6 protein-coding genes and 1 pseudogene are annotated in these 5564 nt (G+C 73.9%); 4 read left to right on the top strand and 3 right to left on the bottom strand.

Annotated features, from left to right (window positions below):
- The coding region (locus RIM90_RS30140; protein ID WP_309063913.1) for a flavin reductase family protein at positions 1-620 on the bottom strand (620 nt) is incomplete at its 3' end.
- A gap of 529 nt (positions 621-1149) precedes the next feature.
- Here RIM90_RS30140 and RIM90_RS30130 point away from each other — a divergent pair.
- The 4 genes and pseudogenes from RIM90_RS30130 to RIM90_RS30115 all read left to right on the top strand — a co-directional run bounded on the left by RIM90_RS30130 (position 1150) and on the right by RIM90_RS30115 (position 3536).
- The gene (locus RIM90_RS30130) at positions 1150-1530 is read left to right on the top strand and encodes a hypothetical protein (protein WP_309063912.1); all 381 of its coding nucleotides are present in this window, start codon (positions 1150-1152) and stop codon (positions 1528-1530) included.
- A 78-nt stretch (positions 1531-1608) separates the two neighbouring features.
- A pseudogene (locus tag RIM90_RS30125) lies at positions 1609-1824 on the top strand (transposase); the annotation flags it as partial.
- A gap of 366 nt (positions 1825-2190) precedes the next feature.
- Positions 2191-2628, top strand: coding sequence for a nuclear transport factor 2 family protein (locus RIM90_RS30120; protein ID WP_309063911.1), 438 nt, complete (start codon positions 2191-2193; stop codon positions 2626-2628).
- Between the two features lie 350 nt (positions 2629-2978).
- The gene (locus tag RIM90_RS30115; protein WP_309063910.1) at positions 2979-3536 is read left to right on the top strand and encodes a DUF2087 domain-containing protein; all 558 of its coding nucleotides are present in this window, start codon (positions 2979-2981) and stop codon (positions 3534-3536) included.
- A gap of 57 nt (positions 3537-3593) precedes the next feature.
- On the opposite strand, the gene RIM90_RS30110 is transcribed toward RIM90_RS30115, so the two are convergent.
- Entirely contained in the window at positions 3594-4490 is an 897-nt protein-coding gene (locus RIM90_RS30110; RefSeq protein ID WP_309063909.1) for a hypothetical protein, read from the bottom strand.
- Between the two features lie 338 nt (positions 4491-4828).
- The coding region (locus RIM90_RS30105) for a WYL domain-containing protein (protein ID WP_309063908.1) at positions 4829-5564 on the bottom strand (736 nt) is incomplete at its 5' end.

Genomic DNA, 5564 nt, shown 5'->3' with positions numbered 1-5564 from the left:
CGGGCGGTGATCCCGGCGGTCTCCGAGCGGAAGCCGTGGCCGACCTCCGGCGTGAGGCCGTGGTAGTGGCGGAAGTTGTAGATGAGGGGGCTCCATACCGCGGGGTCGATGTGGTGGGTGCCCGGCACGACGATGCGTTCGTCGGCGTGGACCCGCAGCACGTCGCACTCGACGCTGAAGAAGAGACCCGCCCCGCCGGGTGTCATGGCGCGGACGCGCGCCTCCATCTGCAGGGCGCACTCGGCGACCCGCGGCGGCTTCACCAGGTCGGAGCCGGCCGGGGTGAGCCCGGCCGCGGCGAACTTGTCGCGCTCGTACCGGTACACCGCCCGCTTGCTCTCCGGCACCGGATCGGCCCCGGTGAGCGGGGCGAGGCGCTCCACGTGCTCCCACAGCTCCGGTGACGCCGCGTTGATCACCAGCTCCGGACGCTCGGCGAGGTTGCGCGCGGTCCGGCTCTCGGCGCCCACTCCCAGGACGATGTGCTGTCCCAGCGCCCAGGCGGAGGAGATCGGGGCGAGGTTGGCGGTGCCGTCGCCGTTCTCGGTGGTCAGCAGGACCACGGGGGTGCCGAAGTAGAGAATGCTCGGCCGGACCACGCGGTGGGTGTCGATCTTCATGGCTCAGGACGCTAGAGGCGGAACATTTCGGTGCGCGTCGAAGTGTCGTCCGCCGGCACCGCGTCGTGGCGGCAGGGACCGCGGGATGCGGGCCACCTCGGTGCTGTTGTCGGTGACGGCACGGATTCCGGAGTTCGGCAGGAGACCCATCGCCGCTCTCGGAGCATCCGCCGGCCGCACGGAGACTACGGCGACGAGGGCCATGACGACGCGCGTCTGCGCCGGTGGCTCCGCAGCCGCGGCATCACGCTCGCACCGCCCGCAAAGGTGTCGACTCCCCGGAACGCCCGGGTCGTCACCGCTGGAGAATCGAGCGCTCCCTCACCTGGTTGAACGGCTGCCGCCGACTCCACCGCCGCTACGAGCACATCGCCGGCTATTTCCCGGCCTCCGCCGGCACCGCCTGCACCCCCATCCACTACCGCAGCCTCACCGAATGGGATGACCCGCCGGTCGCCGAATCCCGTGGCAGGGAAGTCGGCGCGTGCTGTCCTGATCTTTCGTACGGCCATGCCCTACGCTCCGTCCCATGGTCACCAAGTGGGGGGCGTTCGCCCTGCTCGTGTTCAGTGCGGCAGGAACGGCCTGGGGGATCGCGGACTGGATCGACGTCGCCGATTGTGCGGCGGGGCGCCGTCACTGCGATACGGAACCGGGGAAGCAAGAGCACAACGGCAGGAACATGCTCTTGGTTCTCGGCGGGTCCCTGGCTCTGTGCCTGGGCATCGTCCTGGCGGAGCGCGTACAGGACTGGCGGCCCACGCTCGGCCTGCCTGTGGGGGCGCTCACCGGCACTGCGGTCGCCTTGTCCATCAGCCGGGAACTGGGGGTCTGGATCCTCGTGAGCGTGCTTCTGGCCATCTGCGCGGCCGTACCGATCGGCCTCCGCCGGTGGACAGCCGCGGAGTAGGAAGAAGGGCCGTCGTCCCCAGCCGGTTGATCTCGTCCTACCGGTCGTCTCATGTGGTGTGGCCGGTAGTCCGCGGGCGTGGCGCTCGTGGAGCGCCTGGTGCCGGATGGGCTGTGGGAGTTGTTCCGGCGGGTGGTGCCGCCTGCTCCGACACGTCCGCAGGGTGGCGGCCGCCGCCCGCGGGGTGACCGGGAGGTGCCGGCCGCGATCGTCTTCGTGGCCACCTTCGGTGGCACCTGGCAGCAACTGCCCTCGGCGTCCCCCGGGCCGTCCGGGTCCCGATGCCGTCGCCGGCCACGCTCCGCCCGCCGCTGAGTGTGGCCCGGTTGATCGCGGCTGGAGCACACCGCACGGCCGAGGACACGGAGACGATCTGAGCGACGAGGAGCGCACCGGTTTCCTCGGCGACCGTCGCATGTGCGGAGCCAGATGGCCGTGGCGTGCAGAGGAATGCTTCCGGTGCACCCTGCCTGATCGCCGGCCGAGACGGCGGCGAGTCCCCGGGCCACCTCCCGGGCGAAGCGGCCCTCCGGGCGGCCGGGCCGGGGGAGGCGGAGCCGGCGCGCCGCCGCAGCGCCGGCTGCTTCTCCCCGGCGCGGACTCCCGCCCTTACCCCTGGCGTAATCGACGTTCCGGCAACATCCCGGCAAGCTGAGTCCCATGACATCCACCACCGCCACCACCGCCACCGCCACCGCGGACGCCACCCGCGCCACCGTCCAGAAGTTCCTCGCCCTCCGTCTCGCCGGGGACACCGAGGGACTCACCGCCCTCTTCGCCGACCACGTCGACTGGATGCTCGCCGAGAACCCCGTGGTCCCCTGGATACGCCCCCGCTCCACCGCCGCCGAATGCGCCGCCCAGGCCGCGGAAATGGCCGAGCACACCGTGCCCGAGGACGCCCGCGCGTCCGTCGACACCGTCCTCGTCGACGGCACCGACGCCGTCCTGATGGGGCACCTCTCGGGGACCGTCCGCGCGACGGGCAAGTCCTTCGCGGGTCCCTTCGCACTGCGCCTCACCGTCGAGGACGGCCGGATCACCCGGCACCACCTGTACGAGAACAGCGTGTCGATCGCGGCGGCGTGCACCCCCTGACGCCATGGCCCGTGCCCGCCGAGGTCCTGCCCTCCGCGGGCCCGTCCCCGGCCGTCACCGGTGCCGGGACGTACCGGGTGCCCGAGCGTCATCCCGCCGCTCGCCTCCCCGGGCCGGCCTCGTACTGCCCGCCCCGCCGGGCGGCCCCTCGATGCTCTTCGCCGTCATCGCGTCCGGGGGCGCCGGTCGACGCCACGGTCATCGGCCGGTGCGCCCGCGCCCCGCGCCGTGGAGACCGATGAGCACGCGCGCCGGTCGCCCGCGGAAAATGCCGGGCGGCCGGAGCGCCGCGGAGGTAGCGTCCCCGGGACCGGCGCGGTGGGTACCGCCCGGAAGGACGGAGACCGGACATGACGGCCGAGGACGTGATCGGACTGTTCGCCGACGAGACCCGGGTGCGGGTCTTCGCCGCCGTGGCGCTGGGCGCGACCAGCGCCACCGAGGTCGCCGAGCGGACCGGGCTGCCGACCAGGGACGCCCTCGTCGCGCTGCGACGGCTCGAGGACCGGGAGGTCGTCGCAGCGGACGCCGGGGGACTCGCGGTGTCCTACGACTCCTTCCGCCGCCTGGCGCGCGACGCGGCCGGCCCCCGGCCCGCGCGGGACCACGGCACCGGGGACGAGCGGGCCGAGGCCGTGCTCCGCACGTTCCTGCGCGACGGGCGGCTGGTGAAGCTGCCGGCGCAGTGGAACCGGAAGAAGCTCGTCCTGCGCCACATCGCGGAACGGAGCTTCGAACCGGGCCGGGAGTACTCGGAGAAGGAGGTCGACGACAGGCTGCGCGCCTGGTGCGAGGGCGGCCGCGCCGACCACGTGACCCTGCGCCGCTACCTCGTCGACCTGAACCACCTGCACCGGAACGACGGTGTCTACCGCCGCCCGGCCGACGGCACCGCGCGGAGCGACTGAGCACCCGGCCGCGTCCGGTTCGGGACCGGCGGCGGACGCGGGTGCCCGGGGAGGCGCTCAGGGGAGGGTGAACTTCAGCACGGCGTCCTTCTCGACGTGCGCGACGACGGTCGCCTTCAGCGCGTCGCCGAACTGGGCCACACCGCCCTGGCCGCCGAGCTGCATCACGGTGCCCGCCGACTGGAAGGTGACGAAGTCGTCCCCCACGGTGACCCGCACGCTCACCCCGTTCGCCGTGATGTGCGCCGCGGAGGTCACCAGGACCTCGCACTTTCCGTCGGAGCACGCGCCGGTGTCCTTGCCGTCCGCCGCCTCGGGCAGCGGGCCGGAGGGGGCGGACGAGGCCGTCTCCCCGGCGGGCCTCCAGCCCGGGGCGCACTGCTTCGCACGCTTGTACGCGGCCGCGAGCCGCGGGTCCTTCTTCGTCAGCGCGAGCAGGTCCGGCTCGGGCGGTGTGAGGGACCGGACGAGCCTGTCGACGTCCGCGGCACTGCCCTCGGCGTCGTCGAAGGCCGCACTCGGGGACACCTCGTCGAGTGCGGACACGACGTCCTTCAGCTTCTTCAGCCAGGCGTTGCGCAGCCGTTCGGCCGGGGGAACGTCCGAGGGGCCGAGGTCCTCCAGGCCGCGTTCCACGTCCCTCACCGCCCGCGGGGTCCGGGAGAGGTAGCCGACGGCGAGGAGTTCGGCGGACGGACCGACCTCGTCCGGGTTCCGGATCTCCTTCAGGTCCGCCGCGCTGTCCGTCCGGAGGGCCTTGAGCGCGGCCGTCGACTCGCACATGCCGCCGACCCACTTCACCAGTTCCCCGGACGGCGGCCGTGCCGACGTCGCCTCGGCCGGCCTCTTGTCCGGCACGTCGGCCTTCTCGTCCGTCCCGTTCCCGTCCCCGCAGCCGCCGATGGCCAGCACCAGCCCGGCGGTCACCACCGCCACGCTCCCCTTCTTGATCATCCAACGACCTCTCTCCGTGCTGTGACCCTGTCCTCACGGGCCGGACGCCGGCACCGCGGGCCCAGTTCACCGGGGCACGCATTGTTCAGCCACCCCGTCCGCGGCGGTGAACAACGCCCGGCGGCCGGGAGGGCTGCCCGGGTGCCGGTGTCGCGGGCCCGGTGCACCGGGCCGCTCTTCTCCGTTCCGTCTCCCGGGGCCGGAGGAGCGGCATCCTCCCGCCGACGGCGGGGACCGCCCGCGCACAGCCGCCCCGCGCCGGCCGGCGGGATCGCGCGAGGGCGCCGGGGAGCCCGGCTCGCCGTGGCGGCCCGCGGGGGCGTCCGCGAAACCGCGGTTCAGGAGTCGCCGTAGAGTCCGGCCAGCTCGGCGACCACCCGGGTCAACTCCGTACGGGCCTCGGGAGGGCCGACGACCTGGACGTCGGTGCCGAACTGCAGCAGGTGGCGGACCGCCTCCACCACGGGGTAGACGATCTCCGCCCGCAGCCACTCCTCCGCGCCTTCCGCCGTGCCCTCCTCGGGGACGGGCGGCCCCGCGAAGTAGCCGCCGGCGATACGGGTCACCCTGTCCAGCCGCTCGCGGCGCAGCCGGACGGCGACCCTGACACCGGCGCCGCGGTCCTCCACCTCGCGGCGCAGGTCGTGCCAGACACGGGCCAGCTCCACACCGGGACGGCGGCGCGCCTCGGCCTCGACGACGCCGACCCGCGACAGCCGGTCGGCGCGGAAGAGCCGGGGCCTGCCCCTGTGGTCGGCGACCAGGTACCAGGTACCGGCCTTCGCCACCAGCCCGTACGGGTCGACGGTGTAGGTGCGCGGCTCGGTCCGGCCGCTGTGGCGGTAGCGGACGCGCAGCCGGCGGTCGCTGAGGACCGCGGCGTACAGGGCCTCCAGGTCCGTCTCGGGGCGGGGTGCGGCATACCAGCGGTCGGGGTCGACCAGGATGCGGCGGCTGGTCAGTTCGGCCGCCGGGCGGTGCGGGGCGGGCAGCGCGGCCATCACCTTGCGCAGCGCGGAACCGAGGGCGTGGTCGAGGCCGAGCGCCGCGTGCGCGCTCTGCGACGCCAGCACG

Origin of the sequence: Streptomyces sp. (genome assembly GCF_031181555.1) — a bacterium.
In the GTDB taxonomy this organism is placed as follows: domain Bacteria; phylum Actinomycetota; class Actinomycetes; order Streptomycetales; family Streptomycetaceae; genus Streptomyces; species Streptomyces fimbriatus.
The sequence above is the reverse complement of the archived record's forward strand: the minus strand, read 5'-3'. Positions and strand labels throughout refer to the sequence as shown.